22 protein-coding genes are annotated in these 21,135 nt (G+C 70.2%); 14 read left to right on the top strand and 8 right to left on the bottom strand.

Going from position 1 to position 21,135, the window contains the following annotated elements; all coding sequences use genetic code 11:
* Nucleotides 1–39: 39 nt before the first annotated feature.
* A complete protein-coding gene (locus ACL02O_RS26525) occupies nucleotides 40–1,875 on the top strand; it encodes a glycoside hydrolase family 15 protein (protein ID WP_412820887.1) in 1,836 nt (611 codons plus the stop codon).
* A 324-nt stretch (nucleotides 1,876–2,199) separates the two neighbouring features.
* On the opposite strand, the gene ACL02O_RS26520 is transcribed toward ACL02O_RS26525, so the two are convergent.
* Together ACL02O_RS26520 and ACL02O_RS26515 are read right to left on the bottom strand one after the other, a co-directional pair.
* Entirely contained in the window at nucleotides 2,200–3,015 is an 816-nt protein-coding gene (locus tag ACL02O_RS26520; RefSeq protein ID WP_412820886.1) for an alpha/beta fold hydrolase, read from the bottom strand.
* 143 nt (nucleotides 3,016–3,158) lie between these two features.
* The gene (locus ACL02O_RS26515; protein ID WP_412820885.1) at nucleotides 3,159–3,824 is read right to left on the bottom strand and encodes a DUF4097 family beta strand repeat-containing protein; all 666 of its coding nucleotides are present in this window, start codon (nucleotides 3,822–3,824) and stop codon (nucleotides 3,159–3,161) included.
* A 238-nt stretch (nucleotides 3,825–4,062) separates the two neighbouring features.
* On the opposite strand from ACL02O_RS26515, the gene ACL02O_RS26510 reads away from it, so the two are divergent.
* On the top strand, nucleotides 4,063–4,818 hold the full coding sequence (locus ACL02O_RS26510) for a helix-turn-helix domain-containing protein (protein ID WP_412820884.1): 756 nt from the start codon (nucleotides 4,063–4,065) through the stop codon (nucleotides 4,816–4,818).
* A 76-nt stretch (nucleotides 4,819–4,894) separates the two neighbouring features.
* Here ACL02O_RS26510 and ACL02O_RS26505 read toward each other — a convergent pair whose 3' ends face one another.
* Nucleotides 4,895–5,338, bottom strand: coding sequence for a phage holin family protein (locus ACL02O_RS26505; protein WP_412820883.1), 444 nt, complete (start codon nucleotides 5,336–5,338; stop codon nucleotides 4,895–4,897).
* Between the two features lie 279 nt (nucleotides 5,339–5,617).
* Between ACL02O_RS26505 and ACL02O_RS26500 the strand changes: the two genes are divergently transcribed.
* Nucleotides 5,618–6,061 (top strand): low temperature requirement protein A, encoded by a 444-nt coding sequence (locus ACL02O_RS26500; protein ID WP_412820882.1) that lies wholly within the window; start codon nucleotides 5,618–5,620, stop codon nucleotides 6,059–6,061.
* An 11-nt stretch (nucleotides 6,062–6,072) separates the two neighbouring features.
* Entirely contained in the window at nucleotides 6,073–7,212 is a 1,140-nt protein-coding gene (locus tag ACL02O_RS26495) for a low temperature requirement protein A (RefSeq protein ID WP_412820881.1), read from the top strand.
* Nucleotides 7,213–7,327: 115 nt separating this feature from the next.
* On the opposite strand, the gene ACL02O_RS26490 is transcribed toward ACL02O_RS26495, so the two are convergent.
* Nucleotides 7,328–8,212 carry a helix-turn-helix domain-containing protein gene (locus tag ACL02O_RS26490; RefSeq protein WP_412820880.1) on the bottom strand — a complete coding sequence of 295 codons (885 nt, stop codon included), beginning with the start codon at nucleotides 8,210–8,212 and terminating at the stop codon, nucleotides 7,328–7,330.
* A gap of 418 nt (nucleotides 8,213–8,630) precedes the next feature.
* Here ACL02O_RS26490 and ACL02O_RS26485 point away from each other — a divergent pair, with 418 nt between their 5' ends.
* From ACL02O_RS26485 to ACL02O_RS26460, 6 genes are all read left to right on the top strand, one after another.
* Nucleotides 8,631–9,860 (top strand): MFS transporter, encoded by a 1,230-nt coding sequence (locus ACL02O_RS26485; protein WP_412820879.1) that lies wholly within the window; start codon nucleotides 8,631–8,633, stop codon nucleotides 9,858–9,860.
* 221 nt (nucleotides 9,861–10,081) lie between these two features.
* A complete protein-coding gene (locus tag ACL02O_RS26480) occupies nucleotides 10,082–10,435 on the top strand; it encodes a cyclophilin-like fold protein (protein ID WP_412820878.1) in 354 nt (117 codons plus the stop codon).
* 88 nt (nucleotides 10,436–10,523) lie between these two features.
* Nucleotides 10,524–10,850 carry a carboxymuconolactone decarboxylase family protein gene (locus ACL02O_RS26475; protein WP_412820877.1) on the top strand — a complete coding sequence of 109 codons (327 nt, stop codon included), beginning with the start codon at nucleotides 10,524–10,526 and terminating at the stop codon, nucleotides 10,848–10,850.
* Nucleotides 10,851–10,955: 105 nt separating this feature from the next.
* Nucleotides 10,956–11,978, top strand: coding sequence for a zinc-dependent alcohol dehydrogenase family protein (locus ACL02O_RS26470; RefSeq protein WP_412820876.1), 1,023 nt, complete (start codon nucleotides 10,956–10,958; stop codon nucleotides 11,976–11,978).
* A 28-nt stretch (nucleotides 11,979–12,006) separates the two neighbouring features.
* Entirely contained in the window at nucleotides 12,007–12,414 is a 408-nt protein-coding gene (locus ACL02O_RS26465) for a (R)-mandelonitrile lyase (protein ID WP_412820875.1), read from the top strand.
* Between the two features lie 236 nt (nucleotides 12,415–12,650).
* Nucleotides 12,651–13,055, top strand: coding sequence for a RidA family protein (locus ACL02O_RS26460; protein WP_412820874.1), 405 nt, complete (start codon nucleotides 12,651–12,653; stop codon nucleotides 13,053–13,055).
* Nucleotides 13,056–13,112: 57 nt separating this feature from the next.
* Here the strand turns inward: ACL02O_RS26460 and ACL02O_RS26455 are convergent, their stop codons facing one another.
* Complete coding sequence (locus tag ACL02O_RS26455) at nucleotides 13,113–14,165, bottom strand: FAD-dependent oxidoreductase (RefSeq protein ID WP_412820873.1); 1,053 nt, start codon at nucleotides 14,163–14,165, stop codon at nucleotides 13,113–13,115.
* A gap of 550 nt (nucleotides 14,166–14,715) precedes the next feature.
* On the opposite strand from ACL02O_RS26455, the gene ACL02O_RS26450 reads away from it, so the two are divergent.
* A complete protein-coding gene (locus tag ACL02O_RS26450) occupies nucleotides 14,716–16,227 on the top strand; it encodes a CopD family protein (protein WP_412820872.1) in 1,512 nt (503 codons plus the stop codon).
* 191 nt (nucleotides 16,228–16,418) lie between these two features.
* Here ACL02O_RS26450 and ACL02O_RS26445 read toward each other — a convergent pair whose 3' ends face one another.
* On the bottom strand, nucleotides 16,419–17,840 hold the full coding sequence (locus tag ACL02O_RS26445) for an MFS transporter (RefSeq protein WP_412820871.1): 1,422 nt from the start codon (nucleotides 17,838–17,840) through the stop codon (nucleotides 16,419–16,421).
* A 195-nt stretch (nucleotides 17,841–18,035) separates the two neighbouring features.
* Here ACL02O_RS26445 and ACL02O_RS26440 point away from each other — a divergent pair, with 195 nt between their 5' ends.
* Entirely contained in the window at nucleotides 18,036–18,452 is a 417-nt protein-coding gene (locus ACL02O_RS26440; RefSeq protein ID WP_412820870.1) for a heavy-metal-associated domain-containing protein, read from the top strand.
* The gene (locus ACL02O_RS26435) at nucleotides 18,449–18,742 is read left to right on the top strand and encodes a glutaredoxin domain-containing protein (protein ID WP_412820869.1); all 294 of its coding nucleotides are present in this window, start codon (nucleotides 18,449–18,451) and stop codon (nucleotides 18,740–18,742) included. Before ACL02O_RS26440 ends, ACL02O_RS26435 begins: the two co-directional genes overlap by 4 nt.
* 38 nt (nucleotides 18,743–18,780) lie before the next feature.
* Here ACL02O_RS26435 and ACL02O_RS26430 read toward each other — a convergent pair whose 3' ends face one another.
* On the bottom strand, nucleotides 18,781–19,707 hold the full coding sequence (locus ACL02O_RS26430) for a M56 family metallopeptidase (protein ID WP_412820868.1): 927 nt from the start codon (nucleotides 19,705–19,707) through the stop codon (nucleotides 18,781–18,783).
* A complete protein-coding gene (locus ACL02O_RS26425; RefSeq protein ID WP_412820867.1) occupies nucleotides 19,704–20,066 on the bottom strand; it encodes a BlaI/MecI/CopY family transcriptional regulator in 363 nt (120 codons plus the stop codon). The genes ACL02O_RS26430 and ACL02O_RS26425 overlap by 4 nt, the downstream gene beginning before the upstream one ends.
* A gap of 266 nt (nucleotides 20,067–20,332) precedes the next feature.
* Between ACL02O_RS26425 and ACL02O_RS26420 the strand changes: the two genes are divergently transcribed.
* Nucleotides 20,333–21,088, top strand: coding sequence for a hypothetical protein (locus ACL02O_RS26420; protein WP_412820866.1), 756 nt, complete (start codon nucleotides 20,333–20,335; stop codon nucleotides 21,086–21,088).
* The last annotated feature ends 47 nt before the right edge of the window (nucleotides 21,089–21,135 follow it).

Raw genomic sequence — 21,135 nt, 5'->3', positions numbered from 1 at the left:
GTGGCGGTGTCACTCCGTTGCGCTCGGGTAGTCCGTTCCATGGGGTGCGGACGGATCGCGGAGCACGGCTTCCTGGCCGACGGCCGCAGCGCGGTGCTGGTGGACCGCGCCGGGTCGGTGAACTGGTGGTGTCCTGCGCGGTTCGACGCTCCGTCGGTGTTCGCCCGCCTGCTCGATGAGGACGCCGGGCACTGGGTGATCTCTCCTGCGGGTAGGTTCAGCACGGAACGTGCCTTCCTGCCCGATACGCTCGTGCTTCGTACCGTCTTCACCACCGAAACCGGCAGCGTGGCGCTGATCGACGCGTTGGCCCTGGAGCCGGGGGCGCGGGGCCACGAGGTCGGTCTGCACTCGCCCGGTTTGCTGGCCCGGGTGGTGCAGGGGCTCTCCGGCGAAGTCCCGCTGCGGTTGCACTACCGACCACGCTTCGAGTACGGCCGGATGATCGCCCAACTGGTACGGCAGGACGACGCGTTGGTCGCCAGCGCCGCATCCGCGCGGCTGGATCTGCGCGCGACCATCCCACTGGTGTGCGGGGTCGGGGAGGCGTTCGGGTCGTTCACGGTACGGGCCGGCGAGACGTGTCGCTTCACGCTCGGGTACTCACCGGCTTTCGATGCCGGCCCGCCGCCGGTGCTCGACGCCGAGCGGGTGATCGACAACGCCGTCGCGGGCTGGCGCTCCTGGATGGGCCTGCACGACTACCGTGGCCTCTACCCGGAGCAGGTACGACGCAGCGCGCTGGTGGTACAGGGCATGACCTACCGGCCCAGTGGTGCAGTGGTGGCCGCCCCGACGATGTCCCTGCCCGAGGAGTTGGGCGGCGAACGCAACTACGACTACCGCTACGCCTGGGTGCGCGACTTCAGCTTCACGCTGGGGGCGCTCTGGCGGGTGGGCTGCACCGACGAGCTCAACCTGCACGTCGGGTGGTTGATCCAGTCGATGGGCATGAACGAGGGCATAGTGCCGATCATGTACGGGGTGGAGGGGGAACGGGACCTCACCGAGCATGACCTCGAGCACCTGTCCGGCTACGCCGGCAGCCGTCCGGTGGTGGTGGGCAACGACGCCTGGCGACAACGGCAGAACGACGTGCACGGTGAGCCGCTCAGCGCCGCCTGGCTGATGCGGCAGTACCTCGACCCGATGCCGCCGGGCATCGGACAGCTGTTGCGAACGATGACCGAGCGGGCCGCGCGGGACTGGCACCTGCCGGACGCCGGGATGTGGGAGGCACGCGACGCCGAACGCCACTACGTGTCATCGAAGGTGCAGTGCTGGACGGCGTTGGACCGAGCCGTACGCTTCGGCTCCCGCCTGGGCTCAGAGGCGGACATCGCCCGGTGGACAGCGGCACGGGACGAGGTCCGACGAGCCGTGCTGGCCCGGGGCTGGAGCGACCGGCTGACGGCCTTCACCGCTGCCTTCGACACCGATGAGCTGGATGCGTCGGTGCTGCTCATGCCGATGGTCGGCTTCCTTTCCGCCGACGATCCGAGAATGCGTTCCACCATCCGGGCGATCGAGGAGAGGTTGTCCCACGACGGTCTGGTGCGCCGCTGGGAGGGCGACCCCGCCGGCTTTGTGATCTGCTCCTTCTGGCTGGTCAGCTGCCTGGCGCTGGCCGGCGAGCGCGACCGGGCCGGGCAGCTTTTCGAGCGGCTCGCCGACCGGGTCAACGACGTGGGCCTGTACGCCGAGCAGATCGACCCGTACAGCGGGGAAGCGTTGGGCAACTTTCCGCAGGCGTTCTCGCACATCGGCCTCATCAACGCCGCCGGAGACCTCACCGACCTGGACGCCGGGCGTCGCGACGTTCCGCCAGCACCAGACCGGCTCATCCCCGCCGTCCAGCAGAGCGGCGGCCGATGAACGACCACCGACGGTGAGCGCCCGCGACCACCGGGAGTCGCCGTCCCCGAGCACGGCAAGGCCCGCAGCGCGTCATCCGCTGTGGGCCTTGCCGTTTCGGGCACGTCACCCGGCTCCGCACCCAGGGCGACGACATCGCGAGGATGTCGCCCGGCGCTTTCCGCTCAAGCACCGCAACCGCAACGTGCTCGGCCGCTACCGCTTCACCCGGTTCACCCGGCCCGTGCCGCGCGAAGGTCTGCGGCCCCCGCGCGACCCGGACCCAGTCGATGATGACGACGGTGGCGAGGAGGCGTAGTTGTCGTCAGTCCGCTGGTCGTGTCGTCAGCGCCCCCCGCGGTCGAGGGCGGCGACCTCGCGGACGGCCTCGGCGATGGCCGGGAAGTCCTTCTTGAGGATCGCACCGTGGTTGCTGGCGACCTTGGCGCCGATCTGGATGTTCGGGTTGTGGGCGGTCACCGCATCGAGGCTGGTACGGATCCGCTCCTGCTCATCACCGCGGCTTCCAAACGACGTCCCTGAAGCGACCACGTACCGCACCGGGACGGTGATGGTGTCCAGCACGGGTCCCAGTTCGCGCTCGCGGGAGAGCCTGCCGAGCTCGATGTTGCTGTTCGCCTGCTGTTCGGCGGTCATCCGCGGGGCCAGGCCCGTCGGGCGCAGCAGCGGCAGGAACCAACTCATTCGCCGGAACAGCTTCCGGATCCGCCGCTCCATGGCCTCGTCGAGCCAGTCGTACGGGAACGCGCCGTCGACCAGGACCGCGCCCACGGCACGCTCCGGGTTCCGGCTGGCCCAGTGCGCCCCGACGACCGCCCCGTAGGACCAGCCCACCACCAGCGCCCGGTCCACACCCCTGGCTGCGAGAACGGCATCGACGTCCCGGACGGCTGCCTCGAAGGAGTAGTCCGCCGAGCGCTTCGATCTGCCGCGGGCTCGCTCGTCGTAGGTGATGTGCCGCCACCCCGTCCCCAGTGCGGCGATGACCCGCCGCCAGTAGCCCTGGGTGGCGAACTGGCCATTGAGGTAGACCACCGGGACACCGGGACCGCCGGTGTCGCTGACGGCCAGGGCCGTGTCGTCGACCGGCACCATGCCGGTCCACTTCAAACTGGTCGGGGAAGTGCTGTTCTGCGTCATGTATCTCTCCTGGTCGTGTTGGGCGCCTTGGGCTGCTGCACGTGGATGGCAGGCCGTTGGGGATGGACGGCCGCGTCGTCGGTGACGGCCGACCGGAATCTCGATCGCGGTGGGCCCGGCCGGGATGGCCCGGATCTGCTCCCTCAGAGGCTGCGGGCGGTGATGTCGCCGTGGGAGGTGGTGGCGTGGATGTCGAGTTCGGCGGTGCCGTCGTTTCTGAGGGCGTTGCTGATGCGGCCGTGGCCGGTGTCGGCGTCCAGGGCGGCCGAGACGCCAGCGGCGGCGGCGACGGAGATGTCGCCGGACCGGGTGCGGAGCACGACCCTGCCGCGCACGGCCTCGGTGATCCGGATGTCGCCCCTTGCGGTGCTGATCTCCGCGGGGCCATTGAGCCGGCCGATTTCGACGTCACCGTCGGTCGCGGTGAGGCGGACGCTCGCGGCCTCGTCGACCTTGATATGGCGGTAAGCGCCGTCGAAGGCGACGTCGCCGAGGCGTCCGACGCCGCGGAGTTCGGCGCTGGCGGCCTTGGCCTCGATGCGGGAGCCGGCGGGCAGCTGGACGGTGATCTCCAGGGATCCGGAGGCGCCGACGAGCTGGTTCCCGGGCCCGCGGGTGTGGATCCGCAGGACGCCGTCGACGTAGGCGACCGTGGTCTGCTCAGCGGTCTTGGTGTCGCGACTCCTGGCGGGGTTGGCGGGCAGGACCTCGACGGTGGTGTCGACGCGGTCTGCGGCGATGAACTGAATGCGTCCGGCGGGGATGTCCAGGACGGCGGAGATCGGGGCGGGGGTGTCGAACTTCTGCATCGTGCTCTCCCGTGCTCGCTCATTGTTTCCGACATCGGAAACGCTACGTTGCTTTCCAAATCCCGGCAACGCATCTGTTGCACGAACTCTGCGTATTTCCAGCTAGAGCTTGGAAAACTGTTGCAACGGCTTTGAACGCAACGCAACGAGCCTCGCCCTGATCATTGCAATGGGCGAGAAGTGAACGCTATAGTGGAGGGATCAGGGAACGCCGTCAAGGATCACCGAGGAGATCGCGATGCCGGGAGGCAGGCTCACCCAGCAGGAACGCCAGCAGATCGCGCTGGGGCTGGCCGACAGCCTCCCCTACGCCGAGATCGCCCGGCGCCTCGACCGTCCGACCTCGACGATCACGCGTGAGGTGATGCGCAACGGCGGCCCCACCGCCTACCGCGCCGACCTCGCCCAGCGCGCCACCGAACGCCGCGCCCACCGGCGCAGGCCCGCCTCCTCCCGAGGGCCGGAGTCAGTCCCCCAGCCGCACGGGCGCGACGCCGAGGCCGTGGCCGAGTACGAGGAGACGTTCACCACCGTCCTCATGGCTTCGGGCCTGACCAAGATGACGGCCCGGGTGCTGACCTGCCTGTTCACCACCGACGCGGGCAGCCTCACCGCGTCCCAACTCGCCCAGCGCCTCCAGGTCAGCCCGGCGTCCATCTCCAAAGCGATCGCCTTCCTGGAGAGCCAGAGCCTCGTCCGCCGAGAGCGCGACGAACGCCGCCGCGACCGCTACGTCGTCGACGACGAACTCTTCTACCAGGCGACGATCGCCAGCGCTCGATCCAACGACCAACTCGTCGAAACCGCACGCCAGGGCGTCGCCATCCTCGGCCCCCACACCCCCGCCGCCATCCGCCTGGAGAGCATCGCCCGCTTCCTCGACTTCATCAGCGAGTGCATCACCCGCGCCGCCGAACAGGCCCGCGAAGTTCTCCACACCAGACCCGGCACAACCTCGGACGACACCGTCGAACCAGGTCCAGACCACGCGTAGACAGCCGGTCGTCGCGCATCTCCTCGGCCTGCTCGTGCTTGCCCAGCATGGCGTTCTCCCGTGTTCCTGGCGGCTGTCAGTGGCCCAGTTCGTCACGGGCGGCGTCGGCGCCGGCGGGCAGCACCCGGCCAGCGGTGCCCGCGACCATGTCCCGCACCTCGTCTGCGAGCCGCGCCGAGGTGCCCCCGGCCGCCCGCAACCGGGCCAGGCCCACCCGTCCCAGCAACACGGCCGTGACCAGGTACCCGGCGCTGAGGCCGGCGGCGGCCAGCCGGCGCGGCAGCACCGTCTCCAGCACACGCAGCACGGCGGTCGACGCCGCTCCGGCGCCGAGCACCAGGCAGCCGCCAGCGGCGGCCAGCAGGACGATGCCCACACCGGCCGGGCGGGCCGCGTCGGTCACCTGAGCGCGGACGGCCCGCGCCTCCTCGCGGACGACGTCGGCCACGTCCTCCGCCAGCCGCTCGGTCGGGCTGGCCTGCCGCCCGTCCGATCGCGGTCGGCCGGTCCCCTCGCTCATCGCACCTCCCACTGCGCCGCTCGCGGACTCCGGGCGTACCCGGCTCGGGCGGCCGCACACCGCGACAACCGTGCTTTCGCCGCCGCGCCCGCCGCCGGCCGGCTCGTCCTGGTCTGGCCGTGGCTCGGTCGGGCCCGTGTCTCCGCCTCCGGCGACGCCGGAGGCGGAAGCCGGCAAAGCCGGGTCTGGCTCCCGAGAATTGAGCAGGCTGGCCGGGTGAGCACTCCGCCGCGTCTCCGTCGATCGCGGTGGCTCATGCCGGTGGCCCCAGGCAGTCGTGTGACCCGGCTGGAGCTGTTCTACGACCTGATCTTCGCCTTCGGCTTCCTCAACGTCACCGGGCTCGTTGCCCGCAACCTGACCGTGCCGGAGCTGGCCGCCGGTGCGGTGGTGGCGGCGCTGCTCTGGTGGTGCCGGAACGCCTTCGTCGCCCTCGGCAACGTCGTACGCGCCGCCGCTGCTCGGCTGCGGCCTCCTGGCGGGAGGAGCTGCCTCAGCCGAACGCTGGTGCCTTCCTGTGGTTCGTGTTCGAGCCGAATTCTCGGCTGCCCTTCCTTGCGCTGCCGGTTGCCACGGCAGCTGCCGGGTTCGTGGCTCCTCTCTGCTTTCACGACGGACGTCTGTCATCTGCCGGATACACAGGTGCCCTCGAGCAGCGACCGTGGCCGGTGCACGCCGCCGGATTTCGCCTGCCACGGCTCGGACGCAGTCGACGCACAGTAGCCTGCAATTCCATGAGCCCGACCGATTCCCGCCCGGAGCCCGCCGGTCGGGTCACCACCGTCGAGATCTTCTTCGACGTCGTGTTCGTCTTCACGGTCACTCAGCTCACCGGCGTCCTCGATCGCGACCTGACGTGGGCCGGTCTCGGCCGTGTCCTGCTCGTTCTCGGACTGCTCTGGTACCCCTACACCGGCTACGCCTGGCTGACCAACCAGTTGCCACCCCGACGTCCCGCCCAGAAGATTTCGCTCTTCGCCGGCATGGCCGGTTTCCTGCTCACGAGCGTCGCCATCCCTGCCGTGTTCACCGACACCGGGTCGCTCTTCGCTGTCGGATTTCTCGTTCTCACCGTGGTTCACCTGGCCATGTTCGGCCGCTCGCAGGCCCGCCTCGCTGCGCTCCGTCTCGCCCCCTACAACCTGGGCGCGGTGCTGCTCATCGCTCTCGCCGCGTTCGTCACCGGCCCCGCCGGCTACGCGCTCTGGGTCGCTGCCGCGCTCGTCCAGTCCGCCCTGCCGTACGTGACGCCGGGACACTCCTGGATTCGCGTTGCCGGCAGCTACGAGGTGGCGGCCGGCCACCTCGTGGAACGCCATGGCCTGCTCGTCATCGTGGCGCTGGGCGAATCCGTCGTCGCCATCGGCGCCGGCGTCGACGTCCATCACCTCACGCCCGCTACCACGGCTGCGGTCGTCATGGCTCTCGCCCTGCCCGCCGCCCTGTGGTGGACCTACTTCACCGACACCCGGGACGCCGAACGGATTCTCGACGCCGCGGACCCGCGCGCCCGCACCCACCTCGCCGCCCGCACCTACGTCCTGCCCCATTACCTGCTGCTCGTCGGCGTCGTCGTCGCCGCCACAGGGATCCACGCCACTGTCGCGCATCCCGATGCCCCGGCCGGCTCCGCTGCCGCGCTCGCCCTCGCCGGCGGCGTGGCCCTCTTCCTCATCGGTACGGGCGCGGCTCGGCTCGGCCTGGGCCTCGGCCTGACCGCCAGCCGGGCTGCGGGCGCCGCCGCCATTTTCGCCACCGTGCCTCTCGGTGCCCGAACAGCCGCCGGCGTACAGCTCGCCGCAGTGATATTGCTGCTCACCGCCATGCTGCTCGCTGGCCCCCGGCATCCGGCGTCGCGCACCGCCACGGCCTAGGAACTGGCCCTCCACGGTCCATATCAGGGTGTTCAATCTTCACGAGGGCGCTGCCTGGTCGAGGGGCCCGGCCTCATCGGGAGTGGCCATCCAATGACGGGTACGTTCAGCTCGTTCACGTTCTGTCGGCTGTGGCGGCGGAGCCGGTGGGCTCGACGGTTGCCGCCCAGCTGGCCAGCAGGCGCAGGGCGTCCTGGGCCGGCGTACCGGGTTCGGCGCTGTATGCGGTCATGGTCAGTCCGTGGTCGGCTGGCAGCGGCATGGCCTCGAACCCAAGCGTGAGCTCGCCGACCACGGGGTGGCGGAACTGCTTGACCCCGGTGTGGTGCAGCCGTACGTCGTGCGCCGCCCACCGGGTGCGGAAGTCGTCGCTGCGGGTGGCCAGCTCCCCCACCAGGTCGGTCAGGGCGCGGTCGTACGGGTCGCGGCCGGCTTCGGTACGCAGCAGCGCGACGGTGGTGTTCGCCGCGTCGTTCCAGTCCGGGTAGAACTCGGTGGCACGCGGGTCGAGGAAGCAGAAGCGGGCGAGGTTGACCGGCCGGGCCGGGGTGTCGAACACCGGTGCGTACAGGGCCCGGGCGAGCCGGTTGGCGGCGAGGATGTCGAGGCGGCCGTTTCGGACGAACGCGGGGGCGTCGGTCATCGAGTCGAGCAGGCTCTGCACGCTGGGACGGACCTGCTGCCCGCTGGTCCGGCGGCGGGTACGCGAGGGGGCGGTGTTCGCGGCCCGGGCGAGGTCGAACAGGTGGGAGCGCTCGGCTTCGTCGAGCTGCAGCGCCCGGGCGATGGCTTCGAGGACGCCGTCGGAGACGCCGGTCAGGTTTCCGCGTTCCAGACGGGTGTAGTAGTCCGGGCTGACTCCGGCAAGCAGCGCGACCTCGGCGCGCCGCAGGCCGGGAACTCGTCGGGTGCCGCCGAATTGCGGCAGGCCGGCCTGCTGCGGGGTGATCCTGGCTCGCCGGGAGGCCAGGAACTCGCGGATTTCCCCCCTGTTGTCCACGGCGCCAACGCTACGTCTGGTCGCCGCCACGAGAGGGGTCCTGTCATTACCTGCTTCACCAAACCCTCCCGTGCCCCGATCAGCGGGGGTTTCATTGCCGGTGCGAGTGGAATTAAGCGATCTATGCGGGAGAAGCGGGATGTGAGTGCTGTGGACCGGCGATGAGCCGGCCAGGATTCGACCGGCCCTGATCTCCACATTCCTCGACCTGCACCCATATGCCGGTCTGCACCAGTTTGGGCTCATTCATCGAGAATGATAATCCCGCCTGGGTGATATCCCGCTTGAGGCGCGGGGCCGCCAACTGGCCCGGGGAGACGGCACCAGCCTGGTTGAGGGCTGAAGCAGCACCCCGAGGCGGCGCTTCGGCACCGGCCACACGAGTTCACACCGACATCAAGAGGTCTCAGGAGCGTTCATGGGAGCCGCCACCAGGCACAGGCCGCCTGTCGCCACACCCGGACAAACGACGCGTAGGAGCCTCGGATTCTTCGGGGCCGCAGTGTCCCTGGTAGCGGTGTTTGCGGCGTCGGGCACTCCGATCCCCCTGTACGAGCGGTACCGCGAGGCCGATGGCCTGACCACCGCAGATCTGTCTCTGGCAGCGGTGGCCTATTTCGGCGCCGTCATGGTCACCCTGCTGGTGCTCGGGCGACTGTCCGACCACCTCGGGCGCCGCGTGATCAGTGTGGCCGCCGTGGCGGTGGCCGCCGCCGGCTGCCTGGCCCTGCTCGACGTGCACGCCGTCGGCACGCTCGCCGCCGGACGCGTCCTGCAGGGCATCGCCTGCGGGCTGGCTTCCACCGCGCTGGCGAGCTACGCGGTCGACACCGCGCCGGAGCGTCCCCGCTGGCTCGGTGCCGCCACCACCGCCGGCGCACCGCTGGTGGGGCTGACCATCGGCGCACTCGGGTCCGGTGCTCTGGTGCAGTACGGGCCCACCCCCCGCCAGCTCGTCTACCTGCTGACCGTCGCTCTGCTCGTGGTCTGCGCGGTGCTGATCCTGCTGAGCCCGGAGACCGTCACGCGTTCCGGAGGCGTGATCAACTCATTGCGGCCGCGCGTGGCCGTCCCCGCCGAGATCCGGCCACTGCTGCCCGCCGCCGCTGCCGTGTTCGTGGCCACCTGGGCGCTCGGCGGCTTCTACCAGGCGTTCAGCCCCGCTGTCGCCTCCGACGACCTCGGCACCACCAACACTCTGATCACCGCGGCCGTCTTCGCCTCGTTCATGGCACCCAACGCCGTCGGTGGGCCGCTCACCGGACGGATGCCACCGGTGGCCGCCCAACGAGCTGGGATTGCGGTCTTCGCCCTGGCGGTGGTCGGCATCGTCCTCAGCCTGCGAGCCGGCGCCGTCGTGCCGGTCATCCTCGCGGGTCTCGTTGCGGGAGCGGCGCAGGGCGCCGCCTTCACCGGCAGTATGCGGGCCATGCTCGCCCGCATCTCGGCCGGGCAGCGGGCCGGGCTGCTCGCCACTGTCTACCTCATCTCGTACGGCGGCGCCGCGATCCCGAGCCTGATCGCCGGACGCTTGTCCGCCCACTCCGACCTCATCCACATCGCTGCCGGCTATGCCGCACTTGCGGTCGTCGCTGCCCTCCTCACCACCGTCGCGCTCGCACGGCGCCAACTGGGGACGAGCCAATGAACAGCCGTATCCGGATAGCCCAGCCAAGGCGGCAGCGGCGGCGCCTGGGCAGCTATCGAGTGCTCCTGCTCGGCCTGGTCGTCATCACCGGGCCGCTGGCATGCGCAGCGGAGGGCGGCAATCCCGGATCAGGCTCTGGGACGCGTACCGGCACGACTGCGAGCGAAGAACCAACCCCAGTGACGACACCAGGCTCACCTGGAGACACGGAGGCAGCATCGATGCAGATCCACTTGGCCGTCGGCGGCACTGTCATCCCCGCCACCCTGGAGAACAGCCAGGCCAGCCGGGACTTCGCCGCCCTGCTTCCGCTGACGCTCACCCTCACCGACTACGCCGGCACCGAGAAGGTCAGCAACCTGCCGACGCGCCTGTCCACGGCCAGCTCGCCCGAGGGCGTCGACCCCGACATCGGTGACATCACCTACTACGCGCCCTGGGGCAACCTCGCCATCTTCTATCGCGACTTCGGCTACGCCCGCGGCCTGGTCAAGCTCGGCCACATCGACGCCGACATCAACACCTTCACCCGCGCTGAAGGAGGCCTGACCGTCACCATCACCTCCGCCGGCTAGGCCCGCAGCTCAGGCGTGACGGCACGAGCACAACCCCGCCGCCGCGACCGCGCAGACAACCCGTCCCGAGCAACGAAAGGAAGCGAACATGGCAGACGACAAGGAGCAGTCGGGAGCGCAGCAAGCCTTCGGCGACTTCGCTCCCGCATTCGTCGGCTTCACCGACGACGTGCTGTTCGGCCAGGTCTGGACGCGGCCTCAGTTGACGCCGAAGGAGTGCAGCCTCATCACCGTCGCGGCCCTGACCGCCGCCGGAAACGCCGAGCAACTCAACTACCACCTCGACCTCGCCAAGCAGAACGGCGCGACCGAGGAGGAACTCATCGAAGCCATCACCCACCTGGCCTTCTACGCCGGCTGGCCGAAGGCCATGTCCGCGATGGCAGTCGCCAGGCGCGTCCTCCGCGGCGACTGACCGCAGTCACCACCCAGCGTCTTCCGCGCACACGGGATCCACCTCCGGGCCTGAACCGGACCACCCGGCCCAGGCGCCACGAGAACCTGAAAGGGATGCACAACCATGCGAGGAACCGTCCTGCACGCCCCTCGGGACATCCGCGTCGAGCAACGCGACGACCCGAAAATCACCACACCGACCGACGCGATCATCCGGGTGACCACCACCTGCGTGTGCGGCTCCGACCTGTGGCCCTACCGGGGCATCGAAGCCGTCACCGGGCCGGCCCCGATGGGCCACGAGTACGTCGGCGTCGTCGAAGAGATCGGCTCCGAGGTGAAGACCATCAGGCCGGGGCAGTTCGTCATCGGCTCCTTCTTCGCCTCCGACAACACCTGCGAAATCTGCCAGGCCGGCTACCAGAGCTCGTGCGTGCACCGCGAGTACGTCGGGGCCGGTGGGGCGCAGGCCGAACTGCTGCGCGTTCCGCTCGCCGACGGCACCCTGGTCGCCACCCCGGACCTCCCCTCCGACGACCTCGTGCCGAGCCTGCTCGCCGCCTCCGACGTGCTCGGCACCGGCTGGTTCGGCGCTGTCGCCGCCGACGTTCGGCCGGGCAAGACCGTCGCGGTCGTCGGTGACGGAGCGGTCGGCCTGCTCGCCGTCCTGGCAGCCAAGCACCTCGGCGCGGAACGCATCATCGCGATGAGCCGCCACGAGCCCCGGCAGAAGCTCGCCGCCGAGTTCGGTGCCACCCACATCGTCACCGAACGCGGGGATGAAGGCGTCGCCCGCATCAAGGAACTCACCGGCGGGCTCGGCGCACACTCGGTCATCGAAGCCGTCGGCACCCAGGAAGCAATCATGCAGTCCATCCGCGCCACCCGCCCCGGCGGTCACGTCGGCTACGTCGGCGTGACCCACGGCGTCGAACTCCCCGGCGAGGAGCTGTTCTACTCCCACGTCCACCTGCACGGCGGACCCGCCCCGGTACGCCGCTTCCTGCCCGAACTCATCGACCTGATCTGGAACCGGCAGATCGACCCCGGCAAGGTCTTCGACCTCACCCTGCCACTCGACCAGGCCGCCGAGGGATACCGCGCGATGGACGAACGTCGCGCCATCAAGACCCTCCTGCGCCCCTGACCGCGACCACGAGCTAGAGGAGAATCACATGGAATTGCGACCGATCAGCCCGACCGCGAAAGGACCCGCGCAGACGTTCTCCGGCGACGTCTACGTCACTCCGGTCTACCAGGGGCAGGAGCCCTCGCGGATGGTCGTCGCCCTCGTCCGCTTCACCCCCGGCGCCCGCACCAACTGGCACTCCCACGCCGTCGGCCAGACCCTCCACGTCACCGACGGCATCGGCCTGGTCGGAACCCGCGACGGAGAAGTCGTGCGCGTGCGCCCCGGCGACACCGTCCTCTGCCCGCCCGGCGAGGAACACTGGCACGGCGCCACCGCCGACACCTTCATGAGTCACCTCGCCATGCTCGAGAACCTTCCCGACGGCGGCGACCCCACCACCTGGCTCGAACCGGTCAGCGACGAGAAGTACCAGGCCGCAGACCAGCACTGAGTCGCTCGTAGGCGACTGCGGTCATCCGACGCTTCCCGTTCTGCTGAGGAGCGATCCACCGGCCGGCCCACCTCAACCTCGACGCCGTCGCCGGATCACCACCCTGCCGTTTCTGCGCGACTTCGGCCAGCCGGTGCGCTTGGCCGGCAAGGGCTCGCCTCCGGGCGGGCCCTTGCCGGACGGTCAGGCGGTGGCTGTCCCCCGGCCGTGCGCCGCGATGCGTGATGATGACAGGCGTGATCAACGCCATTCACACCGAGAACGCGCCGTTCGTACGCTTCCCGGACGGCAGCGAGCCACCGCTGTCCCAGGCCGTCACCGTGGGCGACCTGGTCTTCACCTCCGGACAAGGCCCCCTCGACCCCGTCACCCACGTGATACCGGACGACTTCGCCGACCAGGTGCGGCAGGTTCTGGACAACCTCGTCGCGGTGCTAGAGGCAGCAGGCAGCAGCAAGAACCTCATCGTCAAGTGCACCTGCTACCTCGACGACGGGCGCAACCTCGCCACCTTCAACCGCGTATACCGGGACTACTTCGCGGAAAGCCCGGTGCTGCCGGCCCGCACAACGGTCATCACGAAACTCGTCCGCGAGGGCGTACGCATCGAAGTCGACGGCGTCGCAGCCGTCGCCCGGTAGAGGGATACACCATCCGCTGCCGGACCCCGGCAGGACGGCATCGACGTGGCCGTACGGTCAAGCTGCGGCGGGCGCCGCCAGAAACGCGCGCAGCTCGCGGATGGCTGCCCGACCGGCGCGGTTCGCGCCGACCGTGCTCGCGGACGGCCCGTAGCCGACCAGGTGGATCCGGGGGTCGGCGACCACCCGGGTGCCGTCGACGGCGATGCCGCCGCGAGGCCCCCGCAGCCGCAGCGGGGCCAGGTGGTCGAGCGCCGGCCGGAAGCCGGTGCACCAGAGGATGACGTCCGCCTCCCGTACCACGCCGTCGCGCCACTGGACGCCGTCGGGGACGATCCGGTCGAACATCGGCCGGCGTAGGAGGAGACCGCGTTCCCGGGCTTCGCGCAGCTGCGGTGTCCACGCCAGCTCGGTCGCGCTGGCGATGCTTCCGGGGGGCAGGCCGGCCCGTACCCGCGCCTCCACCTTGGCGACCACCTCGCGTCCGTAGTCCGGCGTGAACGGTCCGTCCCGGAACACTGGCGGACGGCGGGTGACCCAGGTCGTCGTCGCTGCCACGCCGGCGATCTCGACCAGGAGCTGCACGGCCGACGCTCCGCCCCCGACGACAACCACCCGCTTGCCGGCGAACTCCGTCGGTCCCCGGTAGTGGGCGGTGTGCAGCTGCTGCCCATTGAACATTCCTTGTCCCGGGTAGTACGGCACGAAGGGCCGGGTCCATGTTCCAGTGGCGTTGATCAGTGCACGGGTGGTCCAGGTACTGCTGTCGGATTCGACGACGAGGCGTCCGTCCCCGGCGTTCCGGACGGCTGTGACGGCGACCGGCCGCTGCACGTCGATGCCGAATTCCCTCTCGAAGGCGGCGAAGTAGGCCGGCACCGCTTCGGAAGCTGGCTCGTCCGGCGGCGGAGGGGTGAAATGCATGCCGGGCAGGTCGAAGATTCGGTGCACGGTCGCCATGCGCAGCGTCGGCCATCGGTGCTGCCAGGCCCCGCCGGGCACCGGGTTGGCGTCCAGGACTGCGAAGTCAAGACCAGCGGAGCGCAGGTGATACGCACTGGACAGCCCAGCCTGCCCGGCACCGATAACCACCACATCCGTCTCCGGCATGTGCCGGACAACGTCTCGGGCTCACCCGGGCCTTCCCACGGGCGATGGATCTCACACCGGACCCCCAACGGATGGTGGTCGCTGCTGCCGCTGCCGCGCTCACCGTGCCCGGGATGAAGCCGGCACGGGCGAGGGCACGGAGCGGCCTCGCCATCTCGCGAGGGACGTGGGTCAGCTCACGGCCGCTGTACCCTCGTACGCTTTCCTGCCATGCGGCCGGCGATGCTGGCACACCCACTCAGCGACCGGATCGCCTGCGCCGCGTCGGTCGGCAGGCAGCCCTGCGCTGGAGGCGCGGGGTAGGGATCCTGGCCGCAACCGGCCCGGGGCGCGATCAGGGAATCCCGCCACGCCGCTACTATCGACGGATAGTAGGTTCCCTGGGATGGCGACCGCAACAGGCAGGACCTGTGGGTGCACCACCCCACACACCCTCGAAGCCAGCGTCACCGGTACCGCGCCAGACACAAGACAGGACAGCCGGGCCCCGGCTGAGCATCCGTCCAGCCCTCCTCGGCTCGGGTCATCGATACGCCACGGCGCGAGCTGGGTGCTGCGTGTCTGGCTGGCGCTGCTGCCTGCTCTCGTCACGGCGTTCATGTTTGCCTCTCCAGCGGCCGCGCACTTCAAGCTTGTGGAGGCTGTTCCGACTGATGGTGCGCGCCTCGATGGCCCAGTTCGGGAGGTTCGGCTGAGGTTCAGCGCCGCCGGCACGCCCACCGGCGCCGGGTTCAAGCTCTCGGACGGCGGGGGTGTCGCCGTGCCGGCTACGAGTGATTCCCCTGATGGCGGGCGTACGTGGGTGGTGCACCCGGACACTCCCCTGGCCGACGGGACGTTCGAGTTGCGGTGGAGCGTCGCCGCTCCGGACGCGCACCCGTTGACCGGCACCATCATCTTCACGGTGGCCACGCCGCCGGCGACCCATGGCGGAACCGCCACGCCGCAGGCGACGGCCAGCCCTGATGGCCACGTCGGGGACGGCGCTTCGAGCCAGCCCCCGGCGCCTCGGATGAGTCATGAGAGCGAGCACGGGGTCGATGCGGAACAGGAGTCCGTGGGCTTCGTCGGAACCTTTGGGCGTTGGCTTTCCTACGGTGCGATCCTGCTCGGTGCCGGTGGTCTGGTATTCGCCCTGACCACTCTGGTGGGCACACGCAGCGACATCCGGGTGGTCCAGGTTTGGGTACGGACATCGGGGCTGGCCGTGGCGGTTGGTGCGGTGCTGGAACTGGTCTCGCTGGCAGCGGCGTTCAGCGAGCTGGGCACCTTCGCCTCGGGGGCGAGCGCCTCCGCGTTGGCGGCTCTCGCCCAGACGCCGGTGGCCGCCGGCCTGCTCCTGAGGTTCGCCGGTGCGGCCGGCCTGCTCGCGTCGGGCTCTCTTGAAGCGGCGCTGATCAGGGGCCGGCATGCCGTCGGGCGGCATTCCGTACCGACCGTCGCCGCGATCCCCACCTCTGCACGGAGCGTCGCGACGATGGTCGACGGCTACCCGGCGGACCCGGCCGCTGAACGGGTCCGAGCGCGGGCTGTGCGGCCGGTGCTGCTGGGTGTCACGGTGACGCTGCTGCTGGGTTCTTTTCTGCTCGACGGGCACACCGTCACCACCACGCCTCGGGCGGCCGTTGTGGTGGCGGACTTCACCCACACCATCGCCGCCGCAGTGTGGGTCGGAGGTGTTCTCCTCCTGGCCGTTCTGCTGTTGGGCAGAGCCCGCTCGGGGGTAGCCACCGGGGCCGCCGAGATGGCCGTCCGGTTCTCCGTCCCGGCCAGCGCCGCGGTCGCGCTCACCGGCGTGGCCGGCGCGTGGCTTGCGCTGCTGATCCTCGATCGGCCAACGCATCTGGTGACGACCAGGTGGGGACAGATGCTCCTCGTCAAGGTCGCTCTGGTGGCGGTGGTCGCGCTCGTCGGGCTCTACAACAACAGGCGCGTGGTGCCACGCCTGAACGACCGCGGCGCGGACGGCATGCACCAGCTGCGGCGCACGGTCGTGATCGAGGCGTGCCTGATGATGGCTGTCCTGCTCGCCACCGCGATCCTCGTCAACTCCGAGACCTAGGACCCGGACCCACCGGGCTCCCCTGACGTCACCGGCAACGGGATCTCGGCTCGCCGCACGATGGCTGCCCGACGTCCGACAGGTGCTCGTCGGCGCCGGCGGGGCGGCCAGAGCCTGGCTACCCCGCCAGCCGACGAGGCGCGGGGCGTCACTGTCCTCCAGCGATCTGGCCCCGCTCCTTGTCGGACGGATCAGCCGGCTTTCACCGGTTCGGCGTCGTCGGCTGGCTGCGGCCGGGCGGTACGCAGCGTGAGTCCGGCGGTGATGGCGCCGGCGACGGCGATGATTCCCGCGCCGAGGAAGGCGGCGGAGTAGCCGTCGGTGAGGGCGGGCAGGTCACCGAGTTGGTCGGCGCCGGCGGCGGAGGCGACGGCGGTCATCGCGGCCAGGCCGAGCGCCGAGCCGACCTGGTAGCTGGTGTTGACGATGCCGGAGGCGAGGCCGCCCTCCTCGGGTCGGGCGCTGGAGATGGCCGTGCCGAGTGAGGGGATGAACGCCAGGGACATGCCCAGCGCGGCGATCAGCGACGCGGGCAGGACGTCGGTGGTGAAGGCGCCGTCGGGGCGGACCAGGGCGAGCCAGCCGAGTCCGACGGCCAGGATCGCGAGGCCGGTGACCGCCATGGGTTTCGGGCCGAACCGGGCGATGGCCCGCGGGGCGAGCGCGATCATGCCGATCATGATGAGGATGGTCATCGGCAGCAGCGCGGCACCGCTGGGGAAGGCGCTGTAGCCGAGGACCTGCTGCAGGTAGAGGTTGAGGAAGAACCACATCGGGATCCATGCCGCGCCGAGTAGCAGTTGGGCGACGTTGGCGGCGGCGAGGTCGGGGGCGCGGAAGATGGACAGCCGCATCAGCGGCTCCCGGCGGGCCGCCTGGATGGCGACGAACGCGGCCAGGGCGACGACGGCGCCGGCGAGGACCAGCCAGGTCTGCCCGGAGGCCCAGCCGACCTCGGGGGCACGGACGACGCCGTAGACGGCGGCGCCGAGACCGACGGTGACCGTGAGGGCGCCGAGGATGTCCAGCGAGCCACGGCGGGTACCCCCGGTGGGCATGAGGGCCGGGGTGGCCAGCAGCGCGAGGGCGGCGAGGGGGACGTTGATGTAGAAGACCCAGGGCCAGCTGAGGTATTCGGTGATGACGCCACCGAGGAAGACGCCGGCGGTTCCGCCGGCCGGCGCTGCTGCGCCGTACAGGGCGAGCGCCCGGGTAAGGTCCCTGGGCTCGTGGCCGAAGAGCATCATCAACAGGGTGAGAGCCGACGGGGCGATCAGCGCCGCACCGGCTCCCTGCACGGCGCGGGCGGCCAGTTCGACCGCGACACTGTCGGCCGTACCGGCGACGGCCGAGCCGACGAGCAGGACGAGCCAGCCGGCGGCGAACATGCGCCGTGCGCCGAGCAGGTCGGACAGCCGGCCGCCGAGCAGCAGCAGGCCGCCGAACGCGACCACGTAGGCGTTGAACACCCAGGACAGGTTCTCGGGTGAGAAACCGAGGTCCACCTGGATGCGTGGTAGCGCCACTCCGATGATCGACGTGTCCATGATGACCATGAACTGGGCCAGGGCGATGAGTCCGAGAGCCCACCAGCGCTTGGAACCGGATGACACCGTGATCACTCCTTAAAGTACCCCTAGGGGGTATGGGTAGTGAGGAAGGTATACCCCCCACCCGTATCTGCCGTCAAGTGATCCGCCGACATCCGCCGACAGCGCCAAGATCTGCCGAAGCCTTGAGGATCGATACCGGTGAGGGGTATCTTCAGACCCGCCGGCCGGCAGTGCGGGCCGTCGCCCGGACAGACCTTGCACGCCGTCACGACATCGTCTGCGACATCGAGGACCAAGATGGGCGGCAATGAATCGAGCCACGGCTGCGGCACCGTCACGATCGACAGCGCCCCTGCGGCCGGAGACACCAGCACCGACGCCCGAAGCACCTACCAGGCGTCCGGCATGACCTGCGGCGGCTGCGCCACGAAGGTCGCCGGGCGCGTCTCCGAGATCGCCGGCGTGATCGACGTCCAGGCCGAGGTGGCCGCAGGTACCATCACCGTTCACGGCGAGGAGCCGCTGGACACCGCCGAGGTCCGCGCGGCCGTGCAGCGGGCCGGCTACCGGCGCGCGGACGGGCCCAACGGCGTCCCGCATCCCCACCGCACCGTCTGGTGCCCTGGGGATGCGGCCTTACCGTACGTCCCGGCGACGAGGAGACCGAGATGACCGTCAACAATCTTGCTCGCTACGATGAGCTCGTCGTGTACGGCGCCGGCTGGTGCCCCGACGTCCGACGCAGCCGAGCCCTGCTCGACGCTGCTCGCATCCCCTATGTGTACGTCGACGTCGAGGTCGAGCAGGCCGCCTCGGACCTGATCCGTGGTCTGCAGCAGGGGCAGCGCCGCATTCCCACCCTCGTGTGGCCGGACGGGAGCTTCCTGGTCGAGCCCACTGACGACCAGTTACGCGCGCACCTGACCAGCAACGGCCGCGAAGCCGGGGGGCTCGCCGGCTGACGGCCGTTCGCGCACGGCAGGAGAGCTCGCCCTGCCGCCTAGAGACAGGTGATGACCGCGGCGAGCATGCCGACGCCCATCGGCGCTCCGAGGGCGGCCAGGGCGAACGCGGCCCGCGTCGCAAGAACGCGGCCGGGTGGGGTCCGCAACTGCAGGCGCTGCAGCCGGATTCCCACCTCTCCGCCAGCCATCGACAGCGCAGACGGCGGGTGCGGCGCACCGGCGAAGCTCAGGAGGGCACCTTGCACGGCCGTCAGGCCGCACTCCCGTACGGCCGCGGTGTCCGCACGCAGCTCGACCAGCAGGCGGACGGCTGCGGGCGCTTCCCGGGCCAGCGGCAGCCACGGGACGGCTGACGCAAGCCCTTCCACCGCGGACACCAGCACGTGGTGGCGCTCGCGCAGGTGAGCCCGCTCGTGGCTCAGCACCGCGGCGAACTGATCTGCCGGCAGGTTCCGCGTACAGCTGGCGAGCACGGTCATCCCGCCGGCCCCGCCGAGGCTGTACGCCAAGGGGGTCGGGTGAGGGATCCACAGCACGGCTGCGTCACCCGGCCCAGCCCCGCCGCCGCCGGAGAGCGTCAGCAGATCCGCGTGCGCGCGCCGGGCGCGATATGCCGTTCGTGCGCGGCCCGCACACGAGGCGGCGAACTTCGTGAGCACCGCGATCATGATCAGAACGCCGGCCACTCCGAGGACGTCATCGAGGGCGGACGGGCGGCTGGGCTGTGCCCAGTGCCAACAGAGCTGGACGAGGTCATGCAGCGCCCAGTCGTGCGCGGTGCCCGGAGCGAGTAACGCGGCGACGGCCAGGCCGAAGGTGACCGCCACGGCGACGAGCAGCCCGAGCCAACCGAGCAACACCGCGACGGGGTCAGCGACGCGGCGGAAGCAGAAGCGCAGCGCGACGGGACCCCACCAGGCGGCGACCACGACACCTGCGACCAGTGCCAGCGCGATGCTCACGCGCCGGGCTCCCGTTCGTGGAGAACCTGCTTGAGGATGTGCAGTTCCCGGTCCGAGGCCGACCTGGCGAAATGCAGAAGCACCAGGTCGGGGTCGGTACTGGTCTCGAGCACCTGGCGCAGCGTGCGGGCGGTGATCTCCTCACGGGTGCCGGCGGGGCGGTAGCGGTAGGCCTTGCCGTCCTTCTCGCGCGCGGCCCAGCCCTTGCGGTGCAGGTTGTCCAGCACGGTGAGAACGGTCGTGTAGGCAAGGGAACGGTCGGTGATCAGCGCGTCGAGGACGTCTCTGACCAGCAGGGGCTGCTCGGCCCGCCAGAGGACGTCCATGACGACCGCTTCGAGTCTGCCCAGCTCTGCCACCTGCGCCCCCTTCGTGTCCGTCAGGGTACGCGGGGCGACCCGCCGGGCCTGCAGGACGTGCCGGGCCCGTGACGGCTGCCGGTGAGCGCAGCGGCCCGATACCTCAGGAGCGCGCGACCGGGCCAGATCGACCTCGACGGTGGTCCATATTCACACAGGGCGAAAAACTTGCATTGTGCAAGCTTCCACCTTGGTCGCGGCAGGCGTATGAAGTGACCCGGGTCAATGCCGTGCCCACCCCCAACGGCACTCCCAGAGGAGCTGGAATGCACAAGAGACTGCTGGCCGCTGCCGGCGCCGCCGCCCTCGCCCTGCTGGCTTTCCCGTCGCCCGCCCAGGCGAACCACAGCTGGGGCGGCTACCACTGGGCCCGCACCGCCAACCCGTTCACGCTGAAGCTGGGTGACAACGTCACCTCGCAGTGGGACTCCCCGCTCGCCGGCGCCTCCGCAGACTGGAGCAAGTCCACCGTCCTGGACACCACCGTCGTGGCCGGCTCGACCAACCCGAAGAACTGCAAGGGCGTCACCGGCCGGGTCGAGGTCTGCAACTCCACCTACGGCAACAACGGCTGGCTCGGCATCGCCTCGATCTCGATCACTGGCGGCACCCACATCACCAAGGGCACCGTGAAGCTCAACGACACCTACTTCAACACCGCCACCTACAACACGCCGGCGTGGCGCAACCTCGTCACCTGCCAAGAGATCGGCCACACCTTCGGCCTGGACCACCAGGACGAGAACTTCAACAATCCCAACCTCGGCACCTGCATGGACTACACCAACGACCCCAGCACCAACCAGCACCCCAACCAGCACGACTACGACGAACTGGTCACGATCTACTCCCACGTCGACTCGACCACCACCGTCGGCTCCTCACCGGCCGCCGCCTCGGTCGGCAACTCGCCGGAATCCTGGGGCCGGATGGTCAGCGGCTCGCGCACCGACCGGCACTCCACCTACGTCCGACACTTCGCCGACGGCACCATGGTCGTCACCCACGTGATCTGGGCCTGATCATCGAGTCGACCGCCGTGGAGGGGTCCGTCGCAGGATCACCGAGA

It is taken from the genome of Micromonospora mangrovicola (assembly GCF_047200535.1).
Taxonomy (GTDB): Bacteria; Actinomycetota; Actinomycetes; order Mycobacteriales; family Micromonosporaceae; genus Micromonospora.
The sequence above is the reverse complement of the archived record's forward strand: the minus strand, read 5'-3'. Positions and strand labels throughout refer to the sequence as shown.

Excerpts from the sequence above, each read along its gene's own strand:
- ACL02O_RS26495 (WP_412820881.1), top strand. The coding sequence starts at position 6,073 with ATGAGCCCGACCGATTCCCGCCCGGAGCCCGCCGGTCGGGTCACCACC.
- ACL02O_RS26480 (WP_412820878.1), top strand. The coding sequence starts at position 10,082 with ATGCAGATCCACTTGGCCGTCGGCGGCACTGTCATCCCCGCCACCCTG.
- ACL02O_RS26420 (WP_412820866.1), top strand. The coding sequence starts at position 20,333 with ATGCACAAGAGACTGCTGGCCGCTGCCGGCGCCGCCGCCCTCGCCCTG.
- ACL02O_RS26485 (WP_412820879.1), top strand. The coding sequence starts at position 8,631 with ATGGGAGCCGCCACCAGGCACAGGCCGCCTGTCGCCACACCCGGACAA.
- ACL02O_RS26510 (WP_412820884.1), top strand. The coding sequence starts at position 4,063 with ATGCCGGGAGGCAGGCTCACCCAGCAGGAACGCCAGCAGATCGCGCTG.
- ACL02O_RS26475 (WP_412820877.1), top strand. The coding sequence starts at position 10,524 with ATGGCAGACGACAAGGAGCAGTCGGGAGCGCAGCAAGCCTTCGGCGAC.
- ACL02O_RS26470 (WP_412820876.1), top strand. The coding sequence starts at position 10,956 with ATGCGAGGAACCGTCCTGCACGCCCCTCGGGACATCCGCGTCGAGCAA.
- ACL02O_RS26505 (WP_412820883.1), bottom strand. The coding sequence starts at position 5,338 with ATGAGCGAGGGGACCGGCCGACCGCGATCGGACGGGCGGCAGGCCAGC.
- ACL02O_RS26465 (WP_412820875.1), top strand. The coding sequence starts at position 12,007 with ATGGAATTGCGACCGATCAGCCCGACCGCGAAAGGACCCGCGCAGACG.
- ACL02O_RS26515 (WP_412820885.1), bottom strand. The coding sequence starts at position 3,824 with ATGCAGAAGTTCGACACCCCCGCCCCGATCTCCGCCGTCCTGGACATC.
- ACL02O_RS26525 (WP_412820887.1), top strand. The coding sequence starts at position 40 with ATGGGGTGCGGACGGATCGCGGAGCACGGCTTCCTGGCCGACGGCCGC.
- ACL02O_RS26455 (WP_412820873.1), bottom strand. The coding sequence starts at position 14,165 with ATGCCGGAGACGGATGTGGTGGTTATCGGTGCCGGGCAGGCTGGGCTG.
- ACL02O_RS26520 (WP_412820886.1), bottom strand. The coding sequence starts at position 3,015 with ATGACGCAGAACAGCACTTCCCCGACCAGTTTGAAGTGGACCGGCATG.
- ACL02O_RS26435 (WP_412820869.1), top strand. The coding sequence starts at position 18,449 with ATGACCGTCAACAATCTTGCTCGCTACGATGAGCTCGTCGTGTACGGC.